This window comes from Micromonospora sp. NRRL B-16802, from assembly GCF_001279555.1.
In the GTDB taxonomy this organism is placed as follows: Bacteria; Actinomycetota; Actinomycetes; order Mycobacteriales; family Micromonosporaceae; genus Micromonospora; species Micromonospora profundi.
Genome location: NZ_LGEB01000052.1, coordinates 16,685 through 41,571, shown reverse-complemented (window position 1 = coordinate 41,571; position 24,887 = coordinate 16,685). Strand labels below are relative to the sequence as shown.

Annotated in this window: 22 protein-coding genes; 6 read left to right on the top strand and 16 right to left on the bottom strand. The window is 72.1% G+C overall.

The window, feature by feature from the left end:
• Positions 1 to 195: 195 nt before the first annotated feature.
• Positions 196 to 1,176 carry a LacI family DNA-binding transcriptional regulator gene (locus tag ADK66_RS10035; protein WP_209274173.1) on the top strand — a complete coding sequence of 327 codons (981 nt, stop codon included), beginning with the start codon at positions 196 to 198 and terminating at the stop codon, positions 1,174 to 1,176.
• A gap of 22 nt (positions 1,177 to 1,198) precedes the next feature.
• Here the strand turns inward: ADK66_RS10035 and ADK66_RS10030 are convergent, their stop codons facing one another.
• From ADK66_RS10030 to ADK66_RS09980, 11 genes are all read right to left on the bottom strand, one after another.
• Entirely contained in the window at positions 1,199 to 1,663 is a 465-nt protein-coding gene (locus ADK66_RS10030) for a MaoC family dehydratase (protein WP_053653752.1), read from the bottom strand.
• A 17-nt stretch (positions 1,664 to 1,680) separates the two neighbouring features.
• Positions 1,681 to 2,829 carry an acyl-CoA dehydrogenase family protein gene (locus ADK66_RS10025; RefSeq protein WP_053653750.1) on the bottom strand — a complete coding sequence of 383 codons (1,149 nt, stop codon included), beginning with the start codon at positions 2,827 to 2,829 and terminating at the stop codon, positions 1,681 to 1,683.
• 59 nt (positions 2,830 to 2,888) lie between these two features.
• Complete coding sequence (locus ADK66_RS10020; protein WP_053653748.1) at positions 2,889 to 5,675, bottom strand: AAA family ATPase; 2,787 nt, start codon at positions 5,673 to 5,675, stop codon at positions 2,889 to 2,891.
• Between the two features lie 51 nt (positions 5,676 to 5,726).
• Complete coding sequence (locus ADK66_RS10015) at positions 5,727 to 6,338, bottom strand: TetR/AcrR family transcriptional regulator (RefSeq protein WP_053653746.1); 612 nt, start codon at positions 6,336 to 6,338, stop codon at positions 5,727 to 5,729.
• A 94-nt stretch (positions 6,339 to 6,432) separates the two neighbouring features.
• The gene (locus ADK66_RS10010; protein ID WP_053653744.1) at positions 6,433 to 7,200 is read right to left on the bottom strand and encodes an SDR family oxidoreductase; all 768 of its coding nucleotides are present in this window, start codon (positions 7,198 to 7,200) and stop codon (positions 6,433 to 6,435) included.
• A 167-nt stretch (positions 7,201 to 7,367) separates the two neighbouring features.
• Positions 7,368 to 8,657 carry an ABC transporter substrate-binding protein gene (locus ADK66_RS10005; protein ID WP_053653844.1) on the bottom strand — a complete coding sequence of 430 codons (1,290 nt, stop codon included), beginning with the start codon at positions 8,655 to 8,657 and terminating at the stop codon, positions 7,368 to 7,370.
• Between the two features lie 85 nt (positions 8,658 to 8,742).
• On the bottom strand, positions 8,743 to 9,855 hold the full coding sequence (locus ADK66_RS10000) for a branched-chain amino acid ABC transporter permease (RefSeq protein ID WP_053653742.1): 1,113 nt from the start codon (positions 9,853 to 9,855) through the stop codon (positions 8,743 to 8,745).
• The gene (locus tag ADK66_RS09995) at positions 9,852 to 10,730 is read right to left on the bottom strand and encodes a branched-chain amino acid ABC transporter permease (RefSeq protein ID WP_053653740.1); all 879 of its coding nucleotides are present in this window, start codon (positions 10,728 to 10,730) and stop codon (positions 9,852 to 9,854) included. The genes ADK66_RS10000 and ADK66_RS09995 overlap by 4 nt, the downstream gene beginning before the upstream one ends.
• 29 nt (positions 10,731 to 10,759) lie before the next feature.
• Positions 10,760 to 11,482, bottom strand: coding sequence for an ABC transporter ATP-binding protein (locus ADK66_RS09990; protein ID WP_053653738.1), 723 nt, complete (start codon positions 11,480 to 11,482; stop codon positions 10,760 to 10,762).
• Complete coding sequence (locus tag ADK66_RS09985; RefSeq protein WP_053653736.1) at positions 11,479 to 12,279, bottom strand: ABC transporter ATP-binding protein; 801 nt, start codon at positions 12,277 to 12,279, stop codon at positions 11,479 to 11,481. The genes ADK66_RS09990 and ADK66_RS09985 overlap by 4 nt, the downstream gene beginning before the upstream one ends.
• A gap of 172 nt (positions 12,280 to 12,451) precedes the next feature.
• Positions 12,452 to 13,351 carry an alpha/beta hydrolase gene (locus ADK66_RS09980; RefSeq protein ID WP_082377379.1) on the bottom strand — a complete coding sequence of 300 codons (900 nt, stop codon included), beginning with the start codon at positions 13,349 to 13,351 and terminating at the stop codon, positions 12,452 to 12,454.
• Between the two features lie 175 nt (positions 13,352 to 13,526).
• Here ADK66_RS09980 and ADK66_RS09975 point away from each other — a divergent pair, with 175 nt between their 5' ends.
• Entirely contained in the window at positions 13,527 to 15,788 is a 2,262-nt protein-coding gene (locus tag ADK66_RS09975; protein ID WP_053653734.1) for a catalase, read from the top strand.
• Between the two features lie 72 nt (positions 15,789 to 15,860).
• Here the strand turns inward: ADK66_RS09975 and ADK66_RS09970 are convergent, their stop codons facing one another.
• Positions 15,861 to 16,736 carry an LLM class F420-dependent oxidoreductase gene (locus ADK66_RS09970; RefSeq protein ID WP_053653732.1) on the bottom strand — a complete coding sequence of 292 codons (876 nt, stop codon included), beginning with the start codon at positions 16,734 to 16,736 and terminating at the stop codon, positions 15,861 to 15,863.
• 148 nt (positions 16,737 to 16,884) lie between these two features.
• Here ADK66_RS09970 and ADK66_RS09965 point away from each other — a divergent pair, with 148 nt between their 5' ends.
• From ADK66_RS09965 to ADK66_RS09955, 3 genes are read left to right on the top strand one after another with little or no spacing between them, the layout of a single operon-like run.
• Positions 16,885 to 18,060 (top strand): acyltransferase family protein, encoded by a 1,176-nt coding sequence (locus ADK66_RS09965; RefSeq protein ID WP_053653840.1) that lies wholly within the window; start codon positions 16,885 to 16,887, stop codon positions 18,058 to 18,060.
• Positions 18,057 to 19,190, top strand: coding sequence for an alanine racemase (alr, locus tag ADK66_RS09960; RefSeq protein ID WP_082377371.1), 1,134 nt, complete (start codon positions 18,057 to 18,059; stop codon positions 19,188 to 19,190). The genes ADK66_RS09965 and alr overlap by 4 nt, the downstream gene beginning before the upstream one ends.
• Positions 19,187 to 20,197 carry a D-alanine--D-alanine ligase family protein gene (locus ADK66_RS09955; protein WP_053653730.1) on the top strand — a complete coding sequence of 337 codons (1,011 nt, stop codon included), beginning with the start codon at positions 19,187 to 19,189 and terminating at the stop codon, positions 20,195 to 20,197. The genes alr and ADK66_RS09955 overlap by 4 nt, the downstream gene beginning before the upstream one ends.
• 101 nt (positions 20,198 to 20,298) lie before the next feature.
• On the opposite strand, the gene ADK66_RS09950 is transcribed toward ADK66_RS09955, so the two are convergent.
• Genes ADK66_RS09950 through ADK66_RS09935 form a run of 4 tightly spaced genes read right to left on the bottom strand, consistent with a single transcriptional unit; the run spans position 20,299 to position 23,960 of the window.
• Positions 20,299 to 20,805 (bottom strand): hypothetical protein, encoded by a 507-nt coding sequence (locus tag ADK66_RS09950; protein ID WP_053653729.1) that lies wholly within the window; start codon positions 20,803 to 20,805, stop codon positions 20,299 to 20,301.
• On the bottom strand, positions 20,802 to 22,268 hold the full coding sequence (locus ADK66_RS09945; RefSeq protein ID WP_053653727.1) for a HAMP domain-containing sensor histidine kinase: 1,467 nt from the start codon (positions 22,266 to 22,268) through the stop codon (positions 20,802 to 20,804). The genes ADK66_RS09950 and ADK66_RS09945 overlap by 4 nt, the downstream gene beginning before the upstream one ends.
• Entirely contained in the window at positions 22,265 to 22,960 is a 696-nt protein-coding gene (locus ADK66_RS09940; RefSeq protein WP_053653725.1) for a response regulator transcription factor, read from the bottom strand. The genes ADK66_RS09945 and ADK66_RS09940 overlap by 4 nt, the downstream gene beginning before the upstream one ends.
• Positions 22,961 to 22,976: 16 nt before the next feature.
• On the bottom strand, positions 22,977 to 23,960 hold the full coding sequence (locus ADK66_RS09935) for a phosphatase PAP2 family protein (RefSeq protein WP_053653723.1): 984 nt from the start codon (positions 23,958 to 23,960) through the stop codon (positions 22,977 to 22,979).
• A gap of 302 nt (positions 23,961 to 24,262) precedes the next feature.
• On the opposite strand from ADK66_RS09935, the gene ADK66_RS09930 reads away from it, so the two are divergent.
• Complete coding sequence (locus tag ADK66_RS09930) at positions 24,263 to 24,769, top strand: winged helix-turn-helix domain-containing protein (protein ID WP_053653721.1); 507 nt, start codon at positions 24,263 to 24,265, stop codon at positions 24,767 to 24,769.
• The last annotated feature ends 118 nt before the right edge of the window (positions 24,770 to 24,887 follow it).

The window sequence follows — 24,887 nt, the reverse complement described above, 5'->3', positions numbered from 1 at the left end:
GAACGGCACCTGCGCGGCGCTTCGTTGCCATCGATGTCTCCTCGACTAGTCAGTCGCGGTACTCGGCCTGCGGCGAAGTTTTACAGTCACGTAACTTGATGTCAATCGGTATCGATAACGTTTTCGATTCACTCGCGACGGGTCGCCGCCGACGGCCCTATCATCATCGGCGTGGTGTTTCAGCAGCGCGTCAAGATGTCAGATGTCGCACGCACTGCCGGCGTCTCGGTTGCCACCGTATCGAAGGTTGTCAATGGACGATACGGCGTGGCCCAGGCAACCGTGGAGCGCGTCCAGCAGGTCATCCACGAGCTTGGCTACGAGGCGAGCCTGGGGGCGCAGAGCCTGCGCAGCCACCGCACAAACGTGCTCGGCATCCTGGTCGCCGAGTTCGAGCCGTTCTCGACCGAGCTGCTCAAGGGGGCGTCCCAGGAGGTCGCGGGCAGCGGATACCAGCTGCTGGCCTACTCCAGCGGCGACGGCGAGGGCGCCGCCGTGGGGTGGGAGCGGCGCTCGCTCGCCCGCCTCTCGGGCACTCTCATCGACGGGGCCGTGATCGTCACGCCGACCGTTGTCGAGACCAAACACAGCTTCCACGTCGTAGCCGTCGACCCGCACACCGGGCCGTCCGACCTGCCCACCGTCGATTCGGACAACTTCGCCGGCGCGGTGCTGGCCACCAACTACCTGCTGTCCCTCGGGCACCGGCGGATCGGGCACATCAGTGGACGAGCCGACCTGAAGTCGGCGCAGCTGCGCGAGGCAGGCTTCCGCAGTGCGATGGCCGACGCCGGCGTGCCGGTGGACGAGCGGCTCGTCCGCGTCGGCGGGTTCCGGATCGAGAGCGCCGCCGGCACGGCCGCGGAGCTTCTCGCCCTCACCGACCGGCCGAGCGCGATCTTCGCGGGTAACGACCTCTCCGCGATATCCACGATGGACGTAGCCCGCGACATGGGCCTCTCGGTGCCCGACGACCTGTCGGTGATCGGCTTCGACAACGTACCGGAGTCGGCGCTGGTCAACCCGCCGCTGACGACCATCATGCAACCGCTGCAGCGGATGGGCGCCGAGGCGTTGCGCCTGCTCATCGACCTGATCGCCGGCGTCGAACGCGACACCCACATCAGGCTCCCCACCGAGCTGGTCATCCGTTCGTCCTGCCGCCCGCGCCACTGACACCCGAACGGCGGCGCGAGGGTCAGCGATCCGTACGGGGGTAGAGGCGGCTGATCGTCTCGGCGACGCAGACCGGCTTGGCGCCCCCCTCGGCCTCCACGGCGACCGCCATCACCAGTTGCACACCGCCACTCACCTGGGACACCTCGGCGATGGTGGCGGTGGCCCGCACGGCCGTACCGACGCGCAGCGGCGCAGGGAAGCGCACCCGGTTCAGCCCGTAGTTGACACCCATCGCGATCCCCTCGACCCGGTAGAGCTGCCCGGCCAGCGCCGGCAGCAGCGACAGGGTCAGGTAGCCGTGCGCGACGGTGCCCCCGAACGGCCCCGACGCCGCCCGTACCGGGTCGACGTGGATCCACTGGTGATCGTCGGTGGCCTCGGCGAAGAGGTCCACCCGGCTCTGCTCGACCTGCCGCCAGGGCCCGGGGCCGATGCTCTCGCCGACCGCGGCGGTCAGGTCGTCGAGGGAGGTGAAGACTCGCATCCGGATGTCCTTAGCTGTCAGAAGGCGTTGACGCCGGTGAGCGCGCGTCCGATCAGGAGCTGCTGGATCTGGCTGGTGCCCTCGTAGAGGGTGGCGACGCGGGCGTCGCGCAGGTACTTGCCGACCGGGTACTCGTCGATGTAGCCGTACCCACCGAAGACCTGGACCGCGTTGTTTGCCGCGCGGACAGCGGCCTCGCTGGCGAAGAGCTTGGCCATCGACGCCTCGGTGGCGAACGGCTGGCCGCGGTCGATCAGGTCGGCCACCTGCCAGACCAGCAGCCGCGCGGCGGCGGTGTCGACGGCGATGGCCGCGAGCAACTGCTGGACGAGTTGGTGGGCGGCGATCGGCTTACCGAACTGGGTCCGCTGCCCGGCGTAGCCGACCGCCGCGTCGAGGCAGCCCTGGGCGATGCCGACGCAGCCGGCGGCAACCGACATCCGGCCTTTGGCAAGCGTGCCGAGGGCCAGGCGGAAGCCGCTGCCCTCGTCGCCGAGGCGGGCCGCGTCGGGGACGCGTACCTCGTCGAGGCCCAGCTCGCCGGTGGCCTGCCCGCGCAGGCCGAGCTTGCCGTGGATCTCCCGGCGGGTCAGGCCGGGGCTGTCGGTGGGCACCAGGAAGGCGGTGATGCCGCGGTGCCCGGGGCCGCCGGTGCGGGCGAAGACCAGTGCGACGTCGGCGGTGGTGCCGTTGGTGATGAACATCTTGGTGCCGGTGAGCAGCCAGTCGTCGCCGTCGCGGACGGCGCGCGTGCGCAGCGCTGCGGCGTCCGAGCCGCTGTCCGGTTCGGTCAACGCGAAGCAGCCGAGGGCGTCGCCGGAGCAGAGCCGGGGCAGCCACTCGGCCCGCTGCGCGGCCGAGCCGTGGGCGGCGATGGACTTGGCGACGAGGCCGAGCGAGACCGAGACGATGCCGCGCACCGCCGAGTCGCCCCGGCCGAGTTCCTCCAGGACCAGGCAGTACGCGAGGTGGTCGCCGCCGGAGCCGCCGTCGTGTTCGGCGATTGTCAGCCCCAGGAAGCCCAGCTCGCCGAGTTTGCCGACGATGGCAGGGTCGACCGACTCGCGCCGGTCCCATTCGGCGGCGTACGGCAGCAGTTCCCGGTCGGCGAACTCGGCGGCGAGCTGGCGGACGGCTGCCTGCTCGGCGGTGAGGGTCAGCTCCATGGCGAATAAACTAGCGGTGATAGTTTACGTCGTCCAGAGCGGACGGCGACCGACCTCGCTCACCTGTCGGAGGCCAGACCGACGTGCCGGTCGGTGGCGAACGCACGGACCAGTTCGGTACGCGATCGGATGCCCAGCCGGTGGAACACGTTGCGCAGGTGGTGGTCGACAGTGCGGGTGGACAGGAACATCCGGGCCGCGATCTCCCGGTTGGTGGCCCCCTCGGCGACCAGTTGGGCGATCCGCAGTTGCTGGCCGGTCAGCAGCCGCGCGGCCGGCAGGTCCGGTGGGCCGACCGACTCTCCGGCGGCCCGCAGCTCCGCAGTCGCCTGCTCGGCCCAACGGCTCGCCCCGAGCAGCGTGAACGTCTCCCGGGCCTGGTGCAGGTACTCCCGGGCGTCGCGCGGACGACGGCTGCGTCGCAACTCCTGTCCGAAGAGCAACTCGGTGCGCGCACGCTCGAACGTGCCGGCTTCGGTCGGGTGCAGTCGCAGCGCGGTCCGGAACTCGCGCTCCGCCTCGCCGCTCCCCCGTGGCGCGAGCAGCGCGTGACACCGGGCCGACAGTGCCCGCCGCAGCGGGCTGGCGGTGCTGCTTGCCCATCTGTCGAAGACAGCGAGCGCGGCCGTCGCCGCCGGCCGGTGCGCCAGGTGGGCGGCGGCCTCCACCAGGTACGGGGTTGCCATCACCTGGACGAGCACCTGACCTCGCCCGGTGCCGAGTCGGGCCAGCGACGCCAGCCTGGTCGCCGCCTCGGCATGCCTGCCGTCGGCCAGGTCGAGGACTGCCCGCGCCCACCCGGCGAGCGCGTGCGGCCGGCTGCCCGGTGTCGGAGCCTCCCCGATCTCCCGGATCCGCCGCAGGCTGGTCTCCCGGTCCGCTCGTACGGCGGCCAGCACGGCGAGCATGCCCAGGTGGACGTTGGCACAGTTGACCTGGCCTGTGGCACGGGCAACCCGCAGTCCGTCGCGGGACGTCTCCGCCGCCGCCTCGTGCCGACCCAGCCAGTACTCGGCGACCGCCCGCAGCTCCAACGCCCGGGACAGCATTGACAGTTCGCCCCGCTCGCGGGCCAACCCGACGGCACGCTCGGCGAGCCGGTGCGCCGCGCCGTCCACCGCCACCACCAGTCCGGCCGCCGCCGCGCAGGCGAGCGCGGTCGGGGTCAGCTCCGACCCGTTCAACCGGCCACCGAGCACGACAGCTCGGCGCAGCGCAGGACCTGCCCGCTCATGGTCGCCCCGCAGCGTGGCCGCCACACCGGCGACGAGCGAACTCGTCAACTCGACAGCCGGTGGGTCGTGCGGGCGCCGTAATTCCGCGGCCCGGCGGCCGACCTCCGCGTACCGGTACTGGTCACCGGCGAAGCACACTGCCTCGCCGGCCCGCGCCAACGCCTGCACGGCAAGCGCGCGGTCGGTGGTCGCGACAGTCCCGGCGGCGGCCAGCAGCGTGGACGCCGCGCCCGAGGCGGCGTCGCAGCGCAACTCCAGCTCACCGCGCAGCAGGTCCGCGTGCCCGGCGACGGCCGGGTCGGCGCAGGTGGCGCGGAGCCGGTCGAGCAGCAGACGTGCCTCGGTGGGCTGGCCGGCGGTCCACGCGTACCGGGCGGCGGTCAGCAGCCGGCCGGCGGCGTCGCGCGGGCGGTCGCTGAGTTCGGCTGCCCGACACAGCGCGGTCGAGGCCATCGCCCAGTCGGTCGGTACGCCTACCGCCGCGCGCTCCAACTCGTCGGCGAGGGCAGCGTCGGTGCCCGCCGTCGCGGCGGCGAGGTGCATGGCCCGGCGCAGCCGCTGCGCATCCGCGTCGAGCACCCCGGCGAGCAGCCGGTGCGCCTGCCGTCGCTGCGCGAGCGGTGCGCTGGCCGCGACCATCGCCCGGACCAGCGGCTGCCGGAACGTGACGCCCCCGGGCTCGACCCGGACCAGGCCGGCGACCTCCGCCGGGGCGAGCGCCTCGACGACCACACCGGCGGCGTCGGCCGCGCGGGCCAGTGTCGCGGGCTCGTTCGGCTCGTCGAGCGCGGCGAGCAGCAGCATCCGGCGGGTGTCCGGCGGCAGGCGGTCGAGGCGGGCCCGGTAGGCGCGGCCCAGCGCGCCGTCGGCCGGTGGCGTGGCGGGCAGCAGTTCCTCCCCCCGCCATTGCCCCGGGCTCAGCGCGTCGGCGAGGTCCACGAGCGCCTGCGGGTTGCCGCCGCCGATCACGGCGAGGGTGGCCGCCACCGGCTCGGCAGGTGGTTCGGGCAGCCGGTCGGCCAGGACCGCAACGCTGTCCCGCTCACTCAGCGGCCCGAGCCGGCACGTCGCGACCCCGTCGACAGTGGCGGTGACGTCGGCGGTGAGCAGCACGGCCATCGGCAGGTGGCGCAGACGGCGGGCCACGAACGCCAGCACCTGCGCGGTCTGCCCGTCACCCCTGTCGAGGTCGTCCATCGTGACCAGCAGCGGGCGTTCCCGGGCGGCGGCGCCGAGCAGCCCGAGTACGGCCACCGAGAGGGCCAGCCGACGGTCGGGCGGGCAGCCCTCCCCGTCCAGCGCGCGACGCAGCAGGTGCCGCTGCGGCTCCGGCAGGTCGGCTGTCCGGTCGCGCACCGGGTCGAGCAGGCGTTGCAGCCCGGCGTACGGCAGCGTCGCCTCGGCGGGCAGCCCGGCCCCGGCCAGGACGACACAGTTCTCGGCGTACCGGTGGGCGTAGGTGAGCAGAGCCGTGCGCCCCGACCCCGGCTCGCCGTGCAGCAGCAGCGCCCCACCGCCGTCGGTCACGCCGTCGAGAAGGCTCCGGACGGCCCGGCACTGGTCATCCCGGCCGCGCAGCACAGTTATTTGCACTCGTGATGCAGTAACCATGCGTCACAGTGTCACTCATCGATAAGCGGAAGGAAAGAGGACAGGCCGGGATCAGTCGGCCGCCACCTCCGCCAACAGCGCGCCGACCGTCCGGGTCATGACCCCCCGGGCCTGGTCCACGCCCAGCCCGAGGCCGTACCGCAGCATCGACCACGCCTGCCACATGCTCGCCGCGACCAGCGCGTTGAGCAACTGCTCGCGCCCTCGCCCGGCCCGCGCCAACTCGGTGGCGAAGAGCTGTTCGACCTCGTCGCGTACCCGGTCGATGTGCTTGAGGCGGTTGAGGTGCAGCTGCTCGGAGACCGGCTCGCGCATCTGCGCGGCCCGCGCCGACGGCGCGATGAGCTGGAGCAGCCGGGCGCGCTGCCGGCAGTATGCGTCGACGCGCTTGGCCAGGGGCAACGCTGGCGAGATGGGCCGGTACGCGGCGTCCTGCTGACGCAGCACCTCCGCGCCGCTCGCCTCGAACAGCGTCTCCATGTCCTTGAAGTTGGTCCAGAGCGTCCGCAGCGAGATGCCGGCCCGCTCGGCGATGCGTTCGCCGGTCGGCCGCAGGTCACCCTCGGCGATGAGCGCCAGGTGCGCCTCGACGATGGCTGCCCGGGTGCGCTCGGCTCGGGCCGTACGCCCGTCGACGCGGCCCGGGGCCTCGACCTTGTTCATCCGCCCCCGCCCCCTCACCGCCATGGCGTCCCCCGACGCACCGCCGAGTCTAGACAGGCGATGATCAGGCGACCTCGGGCGACCAGTGGCGGCGTCATCCCGACCGGCCGCCAAGCGTGACGCCACCGTCGCAGACGATCGTCTGCCCGGTGATCCAGGCGGCGTCGGCGGAGGCCAGGAAGGCGACAGCGCCCGCCACGTCGTCGGCGACGCCGAGCCGGCCCAGCGGGTACCGCGCGGCGACCTCCTCCTCCCGGCCCTCATAGAGGGCGGCGGCGAAGCGGGTCTTGACCACGCCGGGTGCGACGGCGTTGACCCGGACCGTCGGCCCCAACTCCACGGCGAGGCTCGCGGTGAGGTGGTTGAGCGCGGCCTTGCTCACCCCGTAGAAGGCGATGCCGGGTGCCGGTGCGAGACCGGCGATCGACGACACGTTGACCACGCAGCCGCCGCGCTCGGTCATGCCGGCGGCGCAGACCGCCTGCACCCAGCCCAGCGCGGCCACCAGGTTGACGTCGAGGATCTTGCGGGCCGCCGCCAGGTCCAGATCGACGAGCGGGCCGTGCACCGGGTTGATGCCTGTGTTGTTGACCAGGAGGTCGACAGGCCCGAATGCCGCACTGACCTGGCGTACCGCGTCGGCCTGGTGCGCGGCGTCGTCGGCCCGGCCGGCAACGGCGACCGCGTACGCGGGACCGCCGAGGGCGGTGACGGCCTCGTCCAGCGCCTCGGGGTGGCGGGCCGTGAGACCCACCCGCGCGCCCTCGGCCACCAGCCGCCGCGCGATGGCCAGGCCGATCCCCCGACTGGCGCCGGTGACGATGGCGACCCGACCGACGAGCCTTCGTGATTCTGCATCCACAGTGCAGATAGTAGGAGTGGTGATCGGTGTCGGTCAACGCCTTCCCGGCAGCGCCGCCGAAGGACCGCCAGCACCGCCGAGAGTCCCGACGCGCCGCCGGACGCAGCCGTACGACCGGGCGCGGTCGACGGTGACCACGACCGGTCGACGGCCGGGTGTACGAGTCGTCAGGAGACGGTCGGCACCCCGTTGGCGGGCGGCGCGACCGGGGCGGTCGAGAACTCGGTGACCGGGCCGTCCTCCTCGTCGGTCTCGTACGTCGGCCCGAAGTAGCTCTGCGCTCCCCCGCTCACCCGGGTCAGGCGCTGACCGCCGTACCCGGAGTGGTCCTTGTCGGAGAAGCGCAGCGGCGCGAGGCCCGGCCCCTGGAAGCCACCCTTCTGCACCGCGGTGAGCACCTTCTCCCGGGTGAGGTCCTTGCCGGCGGCGAGCAGCACCTGCACGAACAGGTAGCCGACGGACATGCCGTAGACGGTGTTGCCGTCGAACGGCGCGTCACCGTTGTGCTCCTTGTTGATCTTCGTGAAGAGCTGGATCCACGGGTTCGCCGTGTCGTTCTGCATCGGCAGGTAGTTGGCGCCCACCATGCCCTCCAGCAGCGGAGCCGCCTCGCCGAGCTGCTTGGCAAGGGTCGGGTGGTCGCCGCCGACGTTCGAGACCAGCCACTGCGGCTTGAAGCCCAGCCGCGCGGCGGTGCCGACGGACAGGGCGGTGAAGCCGGGCACCGTGGCGAGCACGACGACCTGGCAGCCGGCGGCCTTGAACGCGCCGATCTGCGGCGCGACGTTGGTGTTGCTGGTGACGTACGTCTGCTTGACCGCCACGCCCCCGGCGCCGAGCACCTTCTCCACGCCCACCAGGCTGTCGCGGCCGAAGTCGTCGTCCTGGCCGAGGAAGCAGACCTTCTGGCCGGCGTGGTTCGCCTTCACGTAGTTGGCGAGGATCTTGCCCTCGACTGTGTAGTCCGGGTTGAACCCGAACGTGCCCGGATACTTGTCCGGCTGGTCCCAGCTGCGGCTGCCGGAGGCCACGAACAGGTCGGGCACCCTGTTGGTCTTGAGGAAGTCGAGAACGCCCGTGTGGGTCGGGGTGCCGAGCCCGTTGAGGACGGCGAAGACCTTGTCCTGAAGGACGAGCTGCCGGACCACCTGCTGGGTGTTCGCCGGGTTGTAGCCGTCGTCCATGATCTTGTAGGTGATCTTCCGGCCGTGCACACCGCCGTTGGCGTTGACGTAGTCGAAGTACGCCTTCGTCGCCGGCGCGATCTTGGAGTAGCCGGCCGAGGCCGGCCCGGTCAGCGGCATGTGCGTACCGACGACGATCTCGGTGTCGGTGACCCCCGGCACGGATGCCCCGCCGGAGGAGGAGCCGCCGTCGTCGCCACTGCAACCGGCGGCGGCGATGAGCAGGGCTATTGTGCTGGCGATCGCGAGACCGCGTTGTGCCGTACGGTGCATGAGGAACACCGACCTTTCTCGGTCCGATTCTCGGGGAACGGTGTGGTGTGGTGGGGCGCCCGGCCGAGGCCGGGCCGAGAACAGCTCAGGAACGCCGTGCCGGCCATCGGGCCAGCAGGGCCCGGCCGAGACGGGACAGCACGCCCTGCACGCCGCCCGGCGCGGCGATCATCACGACGATCAGCGTGATGCCGAAGATCGCCAGCGGGAGGTTGCCCTCCAGCCGCTGCGCCACCGCGGGCGAGAGGGTGAACAATTCGGTCACCGAATGGGTGAGGTCCGGCAGGGCGACAAGCAGGACAGCCCCCCACAACGCTCCGGCGAGCCGACCGAGGCCGCCGATCACCACGGCCATCAGCAGGAACAGCGACAGCGTCAGCGAGAACGCGCCCGGCGAGACGCTCTGCGCGAGCACCGCGAGCAGGGCGCCGCCGAGCCCGGCCGTGGCGGCACTGACCACGAACGCGAGGACCTGGGTACGCGCCACGTGGATGCCGGCGAGGCGGGCCGCCACCTCGTCGTCGCGGACCGCCCGGAACGTGCGCCCGTACCGGCTGCGGATCAGGTTGGCCAGCAGCACCAGGGCGAGCAGGGTGGCAGCGCCCGAGAGCCAGAGCTGCCACCGCTCGTAGGGGAAGTACGCGCCGAGCGCCATCGGTGGCGGTTCCACAGGCACCGACAGCCCCTGCTCACCGTTGAACACCCCGTCGAAGGTGACGGCAAGCGCCGGCACGACGACGGCCACGGCGAGGGTCACACCTGCCAGGTAGGGACCCCGCAGCCGGGCGGCGGCCACACCGACCACCGCGCCGACAGCCACCGTGCTGACGATCGCCGCGACCAGCGAGACCGCCAACAGCCAACCGCCGGTCATCCCCCTGTCGAGGAACGCGGTCTGGCACAGAGCCACCGTGTACGCGCCGACGGCCATCAAGGCCCCGTGCCCCAGCGACAGCTGACCGTTGAGCCCGGTGAGGACGGTCAGCCCGGCTGTGGCGCAGAGGTACGCCGCCACTGTGGCGAGCTGGAAGTTGCGGAACGGCTCGACGGCGTAGCTGACCGCCACCAGCGCCAGCCCCACGGCGAGCGCCACCGCGAGATGCCGCAGCAGTGTCGAGCCGCGCCGACCGTCGACCGGGCGGTCACCGACCCCCGCGGATCGCTGCTTCGGCGGCACTGCCGCCCGGGTGGCGCTCACACTCGCCTCGCAGCGACCGGGGCGAACAGCCCACCGGGCCGGACCAGCAGCACCGCCAGCAGCAGGACCAGCACCGCGAGGGGGGTGACGTCACTGCCGACGTAGCCGCTCACATAGGACAGCAGCAGACCCACCACCAATCCACCGACAACCGCGCCCGGTGGGCTGTCCAACCCACCGACCACCGCCGCCGTGAACGCCGAGACGAACACCAGGTCCATGGCGTGCGGATGCAGACCCAGCTCGGTGGGGAGGACAAGCATCGCGGCCAGCGCGCCCACGCCGGAGGCGAGCGCCCAGCCGAGCGTCAACATCCCGCCCACGTTGACACCGAGCAGGCGGGACACCTCCGGCGCGAAGGCCGCCGCCCGCATCCGCAACCCCACGGGTGTACGCGCGAACATCCACGCCAGCGCACTCACCACCACACCGATCGTGGCGAAGACGAACAGGTCGTACGGCGACAGCACGGCGACCCCGCCCACGGTAAGGGCGGACCGGCTGAACGGCGCTTCGGCGGGACGGAACTCGTTGCCGTACACCATGCCCAGCACGGCCTGGATCAACAGCACCAGCCCGAGCGCCACGATCACCGGATTGAGCGGTGAGGCGTGGTCGACGTGGCGCATCACGACCCGGTCCACGAGCGCGCCGAGCACAAGCCCGGCGACGATCGCGACAACGAAGCCCACCCAGTAGGAGCCGGTCGCGGCGGACACTGTGTACGCGACGTACGCGGCGGCGACGGCCATCGCTCCCTGGGCGAAGTTGACGACCCGCGCCGCCCGCCAGATGAGCACCAGGGCCAGCGCGAACGCGGCGTACACCGCGCCCCGGGACAGGCCGTCGATGGTGAGGAAGACGAAGCGGTCCAACAGTCCTCCCTTCGGAAACGAGGTGGTGGTCAGAAGCCGAGGTACGCGTGGCGCAGGTCGTCGTCGTCGCGCAGCGTGGCGGCCGGGGCGGCGATCACGACCCGGCCCAGCGACATCACCACGCCCTGGTCGGCGACGGCGAGCGCGCTGCGCACGTTCTGCTCGACGAGCAGCACCGTCAGGCCGGTGCTGTCGCGCAGTTGCCGCAGCAGGGCCATGGTCCGGGCGACCACCCGTGGGGCCAGGCCGAGCGAGGGTTCGTCGAGCAGCAGCAGTCGTGGCCTGCCGACAAGCGCCCGACCGAGCGCGAGCATCTGCCGCTCACCGCCGGACAGCTGGTGACCGAGGTGCCGGCGACGCCTGGCGAGCGGCTCGAAGAGCTGGTAGACCTCGTCGAGGGCGCGGCCGGCGTCGGCCCGGTCCCGCCGCCACAGGCCGCCGAGCCGCAGGTTCTCGTCGACGGTGAGTTCGCTGATCACGCCCCGCCCCTCCGGCACGTGCGCCATGCCGCGTCGGACGAGCTGCTCCACCGGCGTATCCCGCAGGTCCTCTCCGGCGAGGACGACCTGGCCGGAGGACGGGCGGATCATGCCAGAGAGCGCGCGCAGCAGTGTCGTCTTGCCGGCGCCGTTGGCGCCCACCACCGCCGCTATGGTGCCGGCGGGCACTGTCAGGTCGATGGCCTGCAACACCGGCGCGGCACCGTAGCCGGCCACCAGCCCGCGCACCACGAGCAGATCGGGCGCGCTCACGAGGTGACACCGTCGACAGCGGCGTCCTCGATCGCGGCGCCCAGGTAGGCGTCGGTGACCGCCGGATCGTCGCGGATCTCGTCCGGCGTGCCGGCGGCGATCACCCGGCCGAAGTCGAGCACCACGATCTCGTCGCAGACCGCCATCACCAGGTCCATGTGGTGCTCGACGAGCAGCACCGCGCACGGGTCGGCGTCGCGGCGGGGCAGCTGCCGGACCAACTCCGCCAGCTCGGTGATGTCGTCGGCGCCGAGGCCACCGGCCGGCTCGTCGAGCAGCAGCAGCCGCGGCCGTGCGGCGAGCGCGCGGGCCAGGGCGACCCGCTGGCGTACGGCGAAGGGCAGCGTGGTCGGCGCGGCGTCGGCGTACCCCGCGATGCCGAGGTCGTCGAGGATGTCCACTGCCTGCCGGCGCAGTCGCTGCTCGTCGCGGTCGCTGCGGGGCAGCCCGAACAGGGCGGAGGCGAAACCCGCACGAGCGGTGTGCGAAGCGCCGGTCATCACGTTCTCCAGCACGGTGAGCCCGGCGAAGAGCCCGGTCCCCTGCAGGGTCCGCGCGATGCCCAGCCGGGTCAGGCCGTGCGGCCGTGGTCGCAGCGGCCGACCGTCCAGGGTGAGCGAACCCGTCTCCGGCGTCACGAAACCGCAGATCACGTTGAACAGCGTGGTCTTGCCGGCGCCGTTGGGCCCGATCACGCCCACCACCCGGTTGGGTGGCACCCGCAGCGAGACGTCGTCGAGGGCGGTGAGGCCGCCGAAACGGACGCCGATGTGGTGCAGTTCGAGCCCGCGTTCCATCACCCATCCCTCGCGTCGTGGCGGGGTGTTATTTACACTCGCAGTGTACGTTTCTCGGGTACGGCGTCAATACCTTCAATGCCCCCGACCAGCACGCCGTCGGGCCGGCACGCCGTCGGGCCGGCACGCGACCGGGGCGGCCACCAGCAGTGGCCGCCCCGGTTTGACGTGCTCAGTAGCTGGGGCAGGTGTTGCGGTACTCCTGGATCTGCGAGCCGCTCGGGCCCGGGCAGAGGAACTGCTCGTAGCGGGTGTCGTCGTCGACGAACCGCTTCAGCCAGGCCACCATCTGCCGCGCGGTCGGCGTGTTCGTCGTCTGCGGGAAGAAGTGGCTCGCCCCGTTCAACTCCAGGTACGCCTTCTCGGCGGAGGCCGGGATGCTGTTGTAGAACGGCACCGAGTGCGACGAGACCGGCGCGACCGAGTCGCTCTCGCCACCGATGATCAGCGTCGGCACCCGCAGCTCGGACCAGCTCTTGTCCAGGTTCCAGGGCGCCAGCGGCACGGCGGCCTGCAACGACGGCCGGGACGAGGCCGCCTCCAGGCTGCCGCCGCCACCCATCGAGTGACCGGCCACGGCGAGCCGGCTGCTGTCGATCCGGCTCCGCACCGAACTGCGCTCGGTGAGGTAGTCAAGCGCGGCCAGCAGCTGCCGGCCCCGGCTGTCCGGCTGGTCCAGCCGGGTGTTGGTCTCGATGCCGATCACCACGAAGCCGTGCGAGGCGATCCGCGGGCCGAGCCAGCTGATGCTGGACCAGGAGGCCGTGTAGCCGGGCGAGATGGCGATGGCGCCGAAGGTGCCCTCGCTGGTGCTGGTCGGGTAGTAGATGACGCCGCCGCCGAAGCCGGTCACGCTCAGCGAGGAGACGCTCTGCGAGGCGGTGGTGAAGGGGCCGCGGCTGGCCTCCAGGATCGCGGTGGTCGGGGCGGGGCCCCGCTCGTACGGGCTCGCCGCCTGGGCGGCACCGGAGGGTCCGGCCAGGACGCCGCCGGCGACGAGGGTGGCGGCCAGCGCGAACCGGACGGCTCGGGCTGCCACGGAACGGGGACGGGTGGTGGTTGGTGACGGCACGTCGGGCACTCCCTAGAGTCGAGCGATATCGACGTCCGTCAGTGTTGTCCGCTCGGCGCGCCCCCCGCATCGGCGAAATCACCAGTCCCGCCCACCGCTGTTGTGTTTTGACCCCCTGACCAGGGGTAGCAGGGCAGACGCCCGCTCATAACGCTCAACGGAGGGGTTCCGTTCCGTGGATTCCAGCAAGCCCGCCGACGCGGTCAAGAACGTCGTCAAGACCGCCACCGAAAAGATCACCGACGCCCTGACGCCGGAGGTGCCCGGCGCACCCGGCAGCGCGCCGCCGACCGTCGACGAGCCGACGACGCCCCGCGACCCGCTGCCGCCCAAACCGGAGCAGGGCGCGCCGCAGACCCGTACGCCCACGGGCGCGGAGACCGGGGTGCCGAAGACCGCGAAGGGTCAGCAGGGCGCGTACCTCACCACGGCGAACGGGGCGCGGCTGCGCGACACCGACCACTCCCTCAAGGCCGGGCCGCGAGGGCCGGTCCTGCTCCAGGACCACCACCTGCGCGAGAAGATCACGCACTTCGACCACGAGCGGATCCCGGAGCGCGTGGTGCACGCCCGGGGCGCCGGCGCGCACGGCCTGTTCACCGCCTACGGCACCGCCGAGGCAGTCACCCGGGCCGGCTTCCTCAAGAAGGGCCGGGAGACCGAGGTGTTCGTCCGGTTCTCCACGGTCCTCGGCTCGCGGGGCTCGGCCGACACGGTCCGCGACACCCGGGGCTTCGCGACGAAGTTCTACACCGACGAGGGCACCTTCGACCTCGTCGGCAACAACATCCCGGTGTTCTTCATCCAGGACGCCATCAAGTTCCCCGACGTCATCCACGCCGGCAAGCCGCACCCGGACCGGGAGATCCCGCAGGCGCAGAGCGCCCACGACACCTTCTGGGACTTCGTCTCGCTGCACACCGAGGCGCAGCACCACGCCCTGTGGAACATGTCCGACCGGGGCATCCCGCGCTCGTACCGGACCATGGAAGGGTTCGGCGTGCACACCTTCCGCCTCGTCAACGAGGCCGGGGAGACGGCGCTTGCGAAGTTCCACTGGAAGCCGAAGCTCGGCGTGCACTCCCTGGACTGGGAGGAGGCGCAGATGCTCAGCGGCATGGACCCGGACTTCCACCGCCGCGACCTCTACGACGCCATCGAGGCCGGCGCGTTCCCCGAGTGGGAGCTGGGCATCCAGGTCTTCCCCGACACCCCCGAGGAGACCTTCGCCGGGATCGACCTGCTGGACCCGACCAAGATCGTGCCGGAGGAACTCGCGCCGGTGCAGCCCGTCGGCCGGCTCGTCCTCAACCGGACGCCTACCAACTTCTTCGCCGAGACCGAGCAGGTCGCCTTCCACCTCGGCCACCTTCCGCCGGGCATCGACGTCACGAACGACCCGCTGTTGCAGGGCCGGTTGTTCTCGTACGTCGACACGCAGCTCACCCGACTGGGCGGCCCGAACTTCACGCAGATCCCGATCAACCGGCCGCACGCCGCCGTCAACGACATGCTGCGCGACGGCTTCCACCAGCACGCCGTCCACGCCGGGGTGGCGCCGTACCGGCCGAACTCGCTCGACGGGGGCAACCCCTTCCCGGCCGGTGACGCCGAGCACGCCTTCCTGGACGTACCGGTGACTGTGGCGCAGGCGCCCAAGGTACGCGCGAACCCGGTCTCCTTCGACGACCACTACAGCCAGGCACGCCTGTTCTGGCTGAGCATGTCGCCTGTCGAGAAGGAGCACATCATCAGGGCGTACACCTTCGAGCTGGGCAAGTGCTACCACCAGGCGATCAAGGAGCGTCAGCTCCAGTGCCTGGCCAACATCGACCCGGTGCTGTGCGAGCAGGTCGCCACCGGTCTCGGCCTGCCCGCGCCGCAGCCGACGGTGCCGCTCGCCGATGTCACGCCGAGCCCCGCGTTGTCGCAGGTCGGCCAGGAGTGGCCGGCCGACGGCCGGATGGTCGGGATCGTCGTCGACCCCGACGGTGGCCTCGACGACCTGCACGAGGTACGCCTGGCCGTGTTCGCGGCCGGCATGGTGCCGCTGCTGATCGCCCCGCACGGTGGCCTGGTCGGCGACATGCCGGTGCAGCGGACCTTCGCCACCGGCCGGTCGGTCGAGCTGGACGCGCTCCTGCTGGCCGGCGCACCGGCTCCCGCGCCGGACGCGCTGCCCGCCCGCGACGCCAAGGCCGGCAAACCCGGCCCGACGGCCGTCGACCCCCGCGTGCTGCTGCTCGTCGAGGAGTGCTGGCGGCACGCCAAGGCGATCGGCGCCTGGGGTGCCGGTGTCGGCGTCCTGGAGCAGGCCGGCGTGGCCGGCGCCCCGGGCGTCGTGTCAGCCGACTCCGGTCCGGAGGCGCTGACGGCGGTGCAGCAGCTGCTGGCCGCGCACCGGGTGTGGGAGAGGTTCCCCGCAACTGTCGCCTGACCTCGTACGGCTCGACAAGGGGCTGCCCTCCACGCCGGTGGAGGGCAGCCCCTTGTCTGTCGCCGTCGCGGATCAGCCGAGGTCGGCCAGCCGGGGCACCACCTCGTCGCCGAGCCGCTGCGCGAACTCCACAGGGCGCCGGTCCGGCGTTACCTGCACCTCGGTGACACCGAGCGCGGCGTACTCGGCGACCTCGGCGAGGAACGCGTCGACGTCGTCCAACGGCGGCCGGTGGGCGACAACCGTCTTGACGATGCTGTCGTAGTCGCGGCCCTCGGCGGCACAGTGCTCGCGCAGCACGTCCAACTTGCGCGCCACCTCGCCGGCGCCTTCGGCCGTGCCGAACAGGTTGCAGGCGTCGGCGTACCGGGCCACCAGGCGCAGGGTCTTCTTCTCTCCCCCGCCGCCGATCATGATGGGCGGGCGGGGACGGCTCAACGGCTGCGGCGAGTTGATCGTCTCGGCGAGCTGGTAGTGCCGCCCCTCGAACGGCCCGTTGTCGTCGCTCCACATCTGCAGGCAGATGCGCAGCGTCTCCTCCAGCCGCTCGAACCGTTCGGCCACCGGCACCACGGGCACGCCGAGGCCGCGCTGCTCCCGCTCGTACCAGGACGCCCCGATGCCGAGGCGGGCGCGACCGCCGGAGAGCACGTCGAGGGTCGTCACGGTCTTGGCGAGCAGACCCGGATACCGGTACATCACACCGGTGACCAGCACGCCCAGTGTCATCCGCTGGGTGTTCGCCGCCACGTAGCCGAGCGTCGTGTACGCCTCCAGCATCGGCTCCTCGGCCGGGGCCACCGCGTCCATCTGGAAGAAGTGGTCCATCACTGTGAACGAGGCGACGCCCGCCTGCTCGGCGGTGGTGGCCGCCTCCGCAAGTGTCGGCGCGATCATGGCCGGATCGGCCGGGTTCGAGAAACTCCAGTAGTGCAGACCAAGCTTCATCTGGGCACCTCCGGAGCGAGCCTAGTGGCCCGCGGCGTCACCGGCACGGCTGTCGGCGGTGTCCGCGCGACGGATCCGGCGACAGCCATTACCTGTTCATGACATCTCGTGGTTCATGCGTGGATATCCCGCTGGCAGCTTCTGGTGGGTGACCCGAACGCTTACCTCCACCGTCGCCCGGCCCGCCGAGCACCAGCCCGACGCGCCGCGTGACCGATTCCGTCACCGCCGGCCAATGGCCCTGGCCGCAGCCGCGCCGGCGGCGTCGGGACGGGTGCGGTGGGCCGACGCCGCGAAGGGCGTCTGCATCATCCTCGTCGTCGCCTGGCACGTGATCGTCAAGGACTACCTGCAGATCGACTGGCACCTCGACGTACCTGTGCCGGGCCTGTGGGGCGCGCTCGGCGAGCAGTTCCTGCCGCTGCGGATGCCGCTGTTCTTCACCATCTCCGGGGTCTTCGCGGCGAACGCCGTCACGCGGCCCTGGCGACGCGTCGCCCGCAGTCGTGTCGCCGGCCTCCTCTACCTGTACGCCCTCTGGCTGCTGATCCACACAGTGGTCCTCGCGGCGGCACCGGACTTCCCGACCGACCGTGCCACCTCCGCCCTCGGCCTGCTGGAACAGCTCACGATCACCCCGTCCAACCTGTGGTACCTGTACGCGCTGGCGCTCTACTTCACGCTTGCCAAGGTGACCAGGCGGGCGCCCCGGGCGCTGGTGCTCGTACCCGCCGCCGTGTTGTCGGCCGTCGCCGCGGCCGGCCTGCTGGACACCCCGGGCAACCGGGCCGGCCTCTACCAGAACCTGGTCTTCTTCCTCGCCGGCCTGCACCTGCGACCCCTGATCGAAGAGTGGGCGGCGACCGCCACCCGACGCCGGCTGGTGCTGACCTGCGGGGCGTACACCGTGGTTCTCGTCGCGATGGCGGCGGCCGGCGCCCAGCGGTGGTTCGGCGTGTGGCCGGCGGTCTCCGTCGTGGCGGTGGCCTTCGGCGTCACCGCCGCCGCCCGGTTGTGCCGGTGGCGTGTCCTCGGCGACTGGCTGGCCACCCTGGGGCGCATCACCCTGCCCATCTACGTCATCCACATGCCCGTCCTGGCGCTGCTGCACCGACTGCTGCACTCCCCCGTGTCCAGGCTGGGCCGAATCGGTCAGGACCTGGTGGTGCTCGGCTATCCGATAGTGCTGACCGGGCTCGTCATCGGTCTGAGCCTGGCCATCCACCGCTGGCTGCTGGCGGTACGCGCCGGTTGGCTGTTCGCGCTCCCCGGCCCCCGCCGGCCGGCGGCCCCGGTCGCCGCCCACCCAGAGCCCGCCAGATGAGCGCGCTGGCCGAGGCGGTGGTCGACCTCGCAGCGATCGCCGGCAACGTCCGGACGGTAGCGGCGGTCACCGGCACCGACCTGATGGCCGTGGTGAAGGCGGACGGGTTCGGTCACGGCGCGGTGCCGGTGGCGCGGGCAGCGCTGGGTGCCGGCGCCGGATGGTTGGGCGTGACCTCGGCGGCTGAGGCGCTGGCCCTGCGCGACGCCGGCATCACCGCGCCCGCGCTGAGCTGGCTGCATCGCCCGGACGACGACTTCGCCGCGCTGATCAGAGCGGGTGTCGACGTCGGCGTGTCGACGACAACCCACCTGCACGCGATCGTCGACGCGGCCCGCCAGGTGGGCGTGCCCGCGACGGTGCAGCTCAAGGTCGACACCGGGTTGTCCCGCAACGGGGCCAGCGGCGACGACTGGCCGGAAATGGTGGCGTGGGCCCGCAAGTACGAGGTGGAGGGCGGCATCCAGGTTCGCGGCGTGTGGTCCCACCTGGCCGACGCGGACGTACCGGGCAGTCAGTGCCTGCCCCGGCAGGTGGCCACGTTCGAGGAGGCACTGCGGATAGCCCGGCACGCCGGCCTGCACCCCGACCTCGTGCACCTTGCCAACTCGGCGGCGGCGCTGTCGGCGGCCGACACCCGCTTCGACCTGTGCCGGGTCGGGCTCGCCCTGTACGGCGTGGACCCGTTCGGCGCGAGCGGGCCCGGCGCGTTCGGGTTGCGGCCCGCCCTGACGCTGCGGACAGCGGTGGTCAACGTCAAGCGGGTGCCCGCCGGCACCGGCGTGTCCTACGGACCGGAGTACGTGACCGGCCGGGCCGCGACGCTGGCGCTGCTGCCGCTCGGTTACGCCGACGGCCTGCCCCGCGCCGCCGAGGGTCGCGCCCAGGTGTGGCTCGGCGACCGACGCCGTCCGATCGTCGGTCGCATCGCCATGGACCAGTGCGTCGTCGACGTCGGCGACCTGCCCGTGGCCATCGGAGATCCGGTCGTGGTGTTCGGCGCCGACGACGCCGCGCCGAGCGTCACCGAGTGGGCGCGGTGGGCCGGCACCAACCCACACGAGATCTTGACCGGCATCGGGGCCCGGGTGGGCCGCCACCACATCCACGAGGGAGCACACATCTCATGACCACACGACTGGCAGTGCTGTACGGCGGGCGCAGCGGCGAGCACGCGGTGTCGCGCCGGTCGGGCGAGAGCATCCTGGCCGCGCTGGACCGCGAGCGGTACCAGATCACCGAGGTGCTCATCGGCACCGACGGCGCGTGGCACGTCGACGGCCGTCCGACACCGCTGCCCCAGGCGCTGCGGGTCGTACGCGCCCAGGACGTGGTGTTCCCGGCCCTGCACGGCCCGTACGGCGAGGACGGCACCGTCGCGTCGCTGCTGGAATGGCTCGGCGTGCCGTACGTGGGCAACGGTGTCTTCGCCAGCGCGGCGGGCATGGACAAGGGCGTCACCAAGCGCCTCCTCGCGGCGGAGGGCCTGCGGGTCAGCCCTGGGGTGACCCTGCGGCCCGGGGAGGACCTGTCGCCTGCCGACCAGCGGCGTCTCGGTCTGCCGGTCTTCGTCAAGCCAGCCCGTGCGGGGTCGAGCCTGGGCGTGGTCAAGGTGACGGACTGGGCGATCCTCCCGGCGGCGCTGGAGCGCGCCCGCGCTGTCGACCCGAAGGTGCTCGTCGAGCAGGGCGCGCGGGGCCGCGAGATCGACGTGGCGGTCCTTCAGCACCCCGACGGCCGGGTGCAGGCCGGGCCGCCCCTGGAGATCCGGGTGGTCGGCGATGGTTTCTTCGACTACGACGCGAAGTACGACGGCGGGGCGGTCTTCGAGATCCCCGCCCCGCTCGACGCCGCCACCACCGAGGTTCTGCGGGACCGTGCGATCCGCGCCTTCCACGCCCTCGACTGCCGAGGGCTGCTCCGGGTCGACTTCTTCCTGCCCGGCGAGGGCGCGGAGCCGATCGTGAACGAGGTCAACACGTTCCCCGGGTTCACGGCCGCGTCGCAGTTCCCGCAGATCTGGCGGCGGGCCGGCATCGGGTTTCCCGCTCTGCTCGACATTTTGATCGACGGCGCTCTGGCCGACGCGGGCCGACGCGCGTCCAGTGGACTGCCGCAGGCTGTCGCTTCGGCGTAGACAGCCACGGTCACGTCCGGCGTAGACAGCCGCGGTCGCCGGCGTAGACAGCCGCGGTCGCCGGCGTAGCCAGCCGCGGTCGCCGGCGTAGCCAGCCGCTGTCACGTCACGGGACAGGTCCGGGCCGGGCGGGTGCCGTCCGGCCCGGCCAGCGTGACCGGGGCGAAACTCCTGCCCTGCGCGCTGCGCGCCAAGGCATCGGCCACTGTGCAGGCGATCTGGTCGACGGCGAGTGGCGACAGCGGCTTCACCGCACTCGCCACCGTCACTGTGACGCCGTTTCCGTCGGCTGTCGGGCCCACGTTGGCCGGCACCAGGTCGGTCGGCACGTCGCTGGTGATCCCCGCACTCCGCTCGCTCTCGGTGGGTCCCTGCGCGAGCAGTGCCAGCGTCTCGGCCGGCGACAGGGACAGCGGCGGCGACGGCGGCTTCATCGAACGGATCGCCAACACGACCTGTCCCTGCGACAGCAGGTAGATCCCCGTGCCCTCGGCCGGGCCGCTCACCGCGGGGCGGCCGTTTATGACGTCGGTGGGCCGGACCCCGCAGCCCGTGGCGAGCAGCGCGAACAGGAGCCCTCCCGCGATCAGCGGTGCTCGGCGGCTCACCGTACGTCTCCGTCGGCTGCCGTCTCCGACGCCAGGCGCGGCAGGCGGAGCGTGAACACCGCGCCGCCATGCTGGCCGTTACCGGCGATGAGGCTGCCCGTCTGGCCGTCGCGCCGGTGCAGGCGCGCGTTCTCCCACGCGATGGCGAGGCCGAGTCCGCTGCCCTCGGAGCGGGTCCGGGCCGTGTCGGCCTTGTAGAAGCGGTCGAAGACGTGCGGCAGCACCTGCGGATCCAAGCCCGGGCCATGGTCGCTGACCTCGATGGTGAGCCAGTCCGCGTCGGCGTCCAGGCGTACGGACACCGGTTCGGCACCGTGCCGGAGGGCGTTACCGACCAGGTTGGCGACGATGACGTCGAGCCGGCGGGGGTCGAGCCGGGCGACCACTCCCGGTGCCAGCTCCGTGCGTACCCGCTCGGCCCAGCCCCGCACCCGCAGGGTCGCGGTGATCGCCGCGGCGACGTCGACGTCGTCGAGGGCGAGCCGCGCCGTGCCCGAGTCGAACCTGCTCACCTCGATGAGGTCGTTCACCAGTTGGGTGAGGTTGTGCGTCTCCTGACTGACGAGCCGGGCGGCCCGGCCGGCATCCCCTGGCAACCGGTCGGCCTCCTCGTCGAGCACGTCGGTGACCGCCGTCATCGCGGCCAGCGGTGTGCGCAGTTCGTGTGACACGTCGGCGACGAAGCGCCGGGCGTCGGCCTCCATCCGCCGCAGTTCACCAACCTGCCTCTCCAGTCTCCCGGCGGTGTCGTTGAAGGTCCGCGCCACGTCGGCCAACTCGTCCACGCCCCGGACGGTCAGCCGGGTGGACAGGTCGCCTTCGCCGAGCCGGCGGGCCGCCTGACCCAGCTCCCGTACCGGCCGCAGCACGCCCCGCGCGGCCAGCAGCGCCAGCAGGACCGCGAGGATCAGGGACAGCCCGCCGGTCAGCCACGCGAAGGTGGCGAGCCGGTCGATGCTCTGCTGCTCGGACGTGAGACTGCGTGTCGAGTAGACCTCCAGCCCGGACGGCACGGAGGAACCGTCGGCGCGTTCGATCCTCAGCTGGGTGCCGATGAGCAGCACTGGCACACCGTCGCGAACGACACGTTGCCAGGCGATGCGACCATCGGCGACCGCCTCCCGCAGCTCCGGGGTGACGGGGTCGGGCGCCTGGATGCCCTGCGACCACACGCCCCGGTAGTGGATGAGCGTGGTCTCGTTCCGGTCGGTGAGGCGCTGCGCCAACACGTCTAGCTCCTGCGGGTTGGACGGCAGGCTGGTGATCGGGTAGACCTTCGCGATCCGGTCGGTGAGCGACGCCACCGCCGCGTCCTGCGCCTGCTGGAGGATCACGGTACGCGCCTGGACGTAGCTTCCACTGGCCACCACGGCCGTGGTGGTGACGCCCAGCAGGGCGAACGCCAGGACCAGCCGGAGCCGCAGGCCCGAAGCCCTGGTGCCGGCCCCACGCCACAGCGTCACAGGGGCCCGAACCGGTAGCCGAACCCGCGGACCGTCTGGATGAAGACCGGGGCCGACGGCTCGTCCTCGATCTTGGCGCGCAGCCGCTGCACGCAGGCGTCGACAAGGCGCGAGTCGCCCAGGTAGCCGTGCTCCCACACCGCCTCCAGCAGCTGCTGACGGCTGAGCACCTGCCCCGGCGTGTGGGAGAGTTCGAGCAGCAGGCGCAGCTCCGTCGGGGCCAGGCTGACCGGCGTGCCGTCCTTGCTGACCACCAGTGCGGCCCGGTCGATGGTCAGGGCGCCGTGCTGGCGCAGGCCGGGCCGTTCGGTGTCGGCGCGCCGCGACTCGACTGTCGTGCGGCGCAGCACCGCGCGGATGCGTGCCTCCAGCACCCGGGGCTGCACCGGCTTGACCACGTAGTCGTCGGCGCCGGCCTCCAGGCCCGCCACCACGTCCATGTCGTCGTTGCGGGCGGTGAGCATGATGATCGGCAGGTCGCCGAGTTGGCGGATCCGCCGGCAGACCTCGAACCCGTCCATACCGGGCAGCATGAGATCGAGGACCACGACGTCGGCAGTGGCCGCGCGCAGTCGTTCCAGCCCCTGCTCACCGGTTGCCACGGCGTCGACAGTGTGGCCCTGTCGGGTGAGCGCCAACTGCAACCCGTCACGGACCGTCTGGTGATCTTCGATCAGCAGGACCTGGGACATGCCGCCAAGTATCCCATCACGGAAATATCCTGCCTTTCGCCTGCGGGCGGCTCGTTTGCGGGCGGGCCGGTGCCGCGAAATCGACCGACCGCACCACGAACACCGCCGCGCCCACCGCCAGCATCGTCAACCCGGTGGCAGCGCCGATGGCCAGCATCGGACCCCGCCGCACCTCGGCGGCCAGACCGGGCGCCACCGCCAGCGACACCCCCACGAGGACGACGAGCCCAGCCGCGGCCTCGGCCAGTAGGCGTCCGACGGCCGCCAGCCCATCAGGCGGGCGGGGCACGGCACCACAGTGCCTGCCGGCCAGGACGGCCGCCGCCAGGCAGAACAGCGTCACGCTCAGCAGGACGCCGCCGAGCACGTCGCTGAACCGGTGCCAGCCCGCGATCATCGTGGCCGCGCCGATCACCGAGACGCCCGCCGCGCCGGGCAGCGCCAGCCACCGCCGAGCCGGTCCGGGCAGCACCAGCAGGTACGCCAGCAGAATGGCCGCCGCGACAGCGACGTGGCCGCTGGGGAAGCTGTTGTGTGTTGTCGAACTCGGGATCGCCAGATCCGGGCGGGGCAGCGCCGACTTCGCCGTGCCGGCCGCCACGACCGCGCCGAGCACCATGACGACACCGACGACGCCGGCCAGCAGCCGTCGGCCGAGCAGGCCCACCAGCAGCACCCCGCCGAGCAGGGCGGCCAGGAACAGCGGGTCGCCGAATGTCGCCAGCACGGCCTGCGCGGGCACCACCAGATCGGTCTGCTGCTCGTAACCTCCACCTGACTCGGCGCGTGGCAGGAGCAGACCGTCCCACCACTGACCGGGGTACGTCCACACGAACAGCGCGCCGGTGAGAGCCAGTGTGAGAAGGAAACACACTGCCGCACCGAGCAGCCGCAGGACCAGCGGCGTGGACACGCGGTCGGGCGCTTCCGGTCGCGCGATGCCGACCGGCGCGGGGGCGGCCGACGACCGGTCGACGGGGTACGACGATCCGATGGACATGCCGGCCATCGTCGGCCGGCCAGGTCCGGACGCCGTCCGCGCTGTGTCTTGGTTCTGTCACAACCGCCGGCGCTCGTCCCGGAACAAACCGGGCGATCCCACCAGGGAGCCGCCCGGAAACTCGCCGTTGTCGCCCAACCGACCGACGAGGTACGACCCCGAGCCGCATCCACATGCTTACATGCAACTATGTTTTACCTTGCCGAGACGCACCGCCACTAGGGTCAAGATGCTGATCGATGTTTCGGTCGGCGGCACGAAACCATCCGGAGTGAGTGTGGGGAACCGGAAGGGGTGGGGCAATGCATGGGATCCCAGTCGCCTCGCTTGTCATCGGCATCGCGTCGTCGGCAGCCGAGCGCCGGCAACTGGCTCGGCTGCTCGGCGGAAGCGACGCCTTTCTCATCGTTTCGAACGTCGACCAGGCGCGGGAGTTTCTCGGGGTGGTCGAGATGCCGCCTGTCGCCGCGCTGCCGGCACAGACCGTCCGCGCCGAGGTGGTGCCTGCTCCGCAGCCGCCGCCACCCGACCTGTCCGTCGACTCCGACCGTCGGGTCCTGCGCTGGCGTGACCAGGAGATCGACCTGACCCGGCTGGAGCACGACGTGCTGCTCTGCCTGGTCGACGCCCCCGGGCAGGTCTGGACCTACGAGCGGCTGCACCTCGAGGTCTGGGGCAACCGGCACCTGGGCCGCGGGTCGGACATGCACTCGGTCGTCCGGCGGGTCCGTCGCAAGCTCGCCAGGCTCAACGCCGCAGCCACCATCCACTCGGTCCGCGGGGTCGGCTTTCGGCTCGTAGCCGTCTGAGGCATCACCCGACGCGAACGCCGTCCCCTGCGGCAGGGCCGGCCAGCGCGGCCGTGCGGCGCCGGCCTTCGGAACGGGTCCGGCCCGCCTGGTCGGTGACCAGGCGGGCCGGATCTTG

Coding starts and splice junctions, on each gene's coding strand:
- ADK66_RS10035 (WP_209274173.1), top strand. CDS start 196: ATGTCAGATGTCGCACGCACTGCCGGCGTCTCGGTTGCCACCGTATCG.
- ADK66_RS10030 (WP_053653752.1), bottom strand. CDS start 1,663: ATGCGAGTCTTCACCTCCCTCGACGACCTGACCGCCGCGGTCGGCGAG.
- ADK66_RS10025 (WP_053653750.1), bottom strand. CDS start 2,829: ATGGAGCTGACCCTCACCGCCGAGCAGGCAGCCGTCCGCCAGCTCGCC.
- ADK66_RS10020 (WP_053653748.1), bottom strand. CDS start 5,675: ATGGTTACTGCATCACGAGTGCAAATAACTGTGCTGCGCGGCCGGGAT.
- ADK66_RS10015 (WP_053653746.1), bottom strand. CDS start 6,338: ATGAACAAGGTCGAGGCCCCGGGCCGCGTCGACGGGCGTACGGCCCGA.
- ADK66_RS10005 (WP_053653844.1), bottom strand. CDS start 8,657: ATGCACCGTACGGCACAACGCGGTCTCGCGATCGCCAGCACAATAGCC.
- ADK66_RS09985 (WP_053653736.1), bottom strand. CDS start 12,279: ATGGAACGCGGGCTCGAACTGCACCACATCGGCGTCCGTTTCGGCGGC.
- ADK66_RS09970 (WP_053653732.1), bottom strand. CDS start 16,736: ATGAAGCTTGGTCTGCACTACTGGAGTTTCTCGAACCCGGCCGATCCG.
- alr (WP_082377371.1), top strand. CDS start 18,057: ATGAGCGCGCTGGCCGAGGCGGTGGTCGACCTCGCAGCGATCGCCGGC.
- ADK66_RS09955 (WP_053653730.1), top strand. CDS start 19,187: ATGACCACACGACTGGCAGTGCTGTACGGCGGGCGCAGCGGCGAGCAC.
- ADK66_RS09940 (WP_053653725.1), bottom strand. CDS start 22,960: ATGTCCCAGGTCCTGCTGATCGAAGATCACCAGACGGTCCGTGACGGG.
- ADK66_RS09935 (WP_053653723.1), bottom strand. CDS start 23,960: ATGTCCATCGGATCGTCGTACCCCGTCGACCGGTCGTCGGCCGCCCCC.
- ADK66_RS09930 (WP_053653721.1), top strand. CDS start 24,263: ATGCATGGGATCCCAGTCGCCTCGCTTGTCATCGGCATCGCGTCGTCG.